1 protein-coding gene and 1 pseudogene are annotated in these 2,454 nt (G+C 73.7%); one reads left to right on the top strand and one right to left on the bottom strand.

Annotation, left to right across the window (positions count from 1 at the left end; all coding sequences use genetic code 11):
* Positions 1–144 precede the first annotated feature (144 nt).
* Complete coding sequence (locus ABD52_RS36990) at positions 145–1,170, bottom strand: LacI family DNA-binding transcriptional regulator (protein WP_013286545.1); 1,026 nt, start codon at positions 1,168–1,170, stop codon at positions 145–147.
* 199 nt (positions 1,171–1,369) lie between these two features.
* Here ABD52_RS36990 and ABD52_RS36985 point away from each other — a divergent pair.
* Positions 1,370–2,311 (top strand): annotated as a pseudogene (locus ABD52_RS36985) (acetylxylan esterase); the annotation flags it as partial.
* Between the last annotated feature and the right edge of the window lie 143 nt (positions 2,312–2,454).

Genomic DNA, 2,454 nt, shown 5'->3' with positions numbered 1-2,454 from the left:
GTTCCGGAATTTCCGGCTCCCGTAGAGCCGACCCGGCCGACAGGGCGACGGCGTCGCCGTAACGCCGCCGCCGTCGCCCTGTCGGCCGGGTCGGCTCTACGGGAGCCGGAAATTCCGGAACAGGACTGAAAGGAGCGGCCCGGATCAGCGGTAGGCGGGCCCCGCTGTGCTGTCCCGCACCACGAGTTCGGTGGCCAGCTCGACCCGGGGCGAGTCGATCTCCTCGCCCTGGGCCAGCCGCAGCACCGTACGCGCGGCGAGCCGGCCCATCTCCACCAGCGGCTGGCGCACCGTGGTCAGCGGCGGTGAGGCCCACCGCGCCTCGGGCAGGTCGTCGAAGCCCACCACGCTCACGTCGTCGCAGACCCGCAGCCCGCGGCGGCGCACCGCCTCGTACACGCCGAAGGCCATCTGGTCGCTGGCGGCGAAGATGGCCGTCGGCGGGTCGTCCAGGTCGAGCAGCGCGCCACCGGCGGTGAACCCGGAGGCGTGGTAGAAGTCGCCGGGCTGCACCAGCCGGTCGTCGGCGGCCACTCCGGCGGCGGCCAGCGCGGCCCGGTAGCCGTCCAGCCGGGCCCGGCTGCACAGCAGGTGCGGCGGGCCGGCCACGAAACCGATCCGGCGGTGGCCGAGCTTGAGCAGGTGCTCGGTGGCGGCCAGGCCGCCGGTCCAGTTGGTGGCGCCGATCGCCGGCACGTCCGTGGCGGCCACGCCGGCTGCCGGGTCGACCACCACCACCGGCACGTTGAGGCGCCGCAGCTGGGCCTGCACGGCCGGGCTCAGGTGCGAGGTCACCACGATCACGCCGTCGGACGCGCGGGCGCGCAGGTTGTGCAGCCACTGCCGGGTGGAGCTGGACTCGCGGTGGATCGCCGAGACGACGGTGCCCACCCCGGCGGCGTGGCTGACGTCCTCCACGCCGCGGATGATCTCCACCGCCCACGGGCTGTCCAGGTCGTTGAAGACCAGGTCGACCAGGTCCGCCCGGCGCACGGTACGGCTGCCGCGGCGCCGGTAGCCGTGGTGTCGCAGCAGCTCCTCGACCCGTTCCCGGGTGTCCGGCGCGACGTCGGACCGCCCGTTGAGCACGCGCGACACGGTCGGGACCGAGACGCCGGCCTCCCGTGCGATCGCGGTGATGGTCACCCTGCGCTCGTCGTCCGCGCTCACCCGTGTTCCCTTCGCCGGCTGCCGGAACCGACCGGTAGACCGTCCCGCCCCACGCACATCTTGCCGTACGCCGAGGGCTTGACGACAGGCCGGACCGGCCCTAGCGTTCGCACGAGTTGCGGAAACGTTCCGGAAATGCGCCCGTCATCTTCCGACGGCTCGCCGTCCACCCCCGACGAACGACGAGGAAAACCGAGGCGTGTTCACCGACCTGACCGAGGCCGAACTCCGCACCTACCGCAGCGACCTGCACGAGCCTCCGGACTTCGACGCCTTCTGGGCTGACACTCTGGCACAGGCGCGCTCCTGCGGCGACCCCGTGACGGCGACGCCGCTGCCCACGCCGCTGACCGCTGTCGACGTCTTCGACGTGACCTTCCCCGGCTTCGCCGGACAGCCGATCCGCGCCTGGCTGCGGGTGCCGCGCGGCGCGACGGAGCCGCTGCCCACGATCGTGCAGTACGTCGGGTACGGCGGCGGGCGCGGCCACGCGCTGGAGAACCTGCTCTGGTCCGCGGCCGGCTTCGCGCACCTCCAGATGGACACGCGCGGCCAGGGCTCGGGCTGGAGCCGGGGCGACACACCCGACGTCGCCGCCGCCGGACCGCAGGCGCCGGGCATGGCCACCCGGGGCATCGAGGACCCGAACAAGTACTACTACCGGCGCTTCCTCACCGACGCGGTCCGCGCCGTGGACGCCGCGTGCGAGCTGCCCGCTGTCGACCCGGACCGGCTCGCCGTACTCGGTCACAGTCAGGGCGGCGCGGCCGCGCTCGCCGCCGCCGCGCTGGCCCCGCGGGTCCGCGCGGCTGTCGCGCACGTGCCGTTCCTCTGCGACATCCCACGCGCCATCACGATCACCGACGCCACGCCGTACCGGGAGATCCGCGACTACCTCGCCGTGCACCGCGACCGCGAGGAGCAGGCGCTGCGCACGCTCGGCTACGTCGACGCCGTCGCGTTCGCCCGCCGCGCCACAGTGCCGGCCCGGTTCTCCGTCGCGCTGATGGACGAGATCACGCCGCCGTCCACCGTCTACGCCGCCTACCACGACTACCGGGGCGACAAGGATCTGACGGTGTGGCGGTTCAACGGCCACGAGGCGGGCGGCATCGACGACGACGCCGCCGCCGTCGACTTCCTGCGTACCGTGCTGGGCGCTGGATACCGGCGCGCTGCTCATGATGGCCTCCACCTACCCCGAAGCCCATCCCGCCGCCCGGGTGCTGGTCAACCTCGCACGTCTCGCACACGCTCAGGCCGCGGCCTCCGCCGCGCAGACCG

It is taken from the genome of Micromonospora sp. RV43 (assembly GCF_001029515.1).
Classification (GTDB): Bacteria; Actinomycetota; Actinomycetes; order Mycobacteriales; family Micromonosporaceae; genus Micromonospora; species Micromonospora aurantiaca.
Note: the sequence above shows the minus strand (reverse complement) of the source record. Positions and strands in the feature narration are given on the sequence as shown.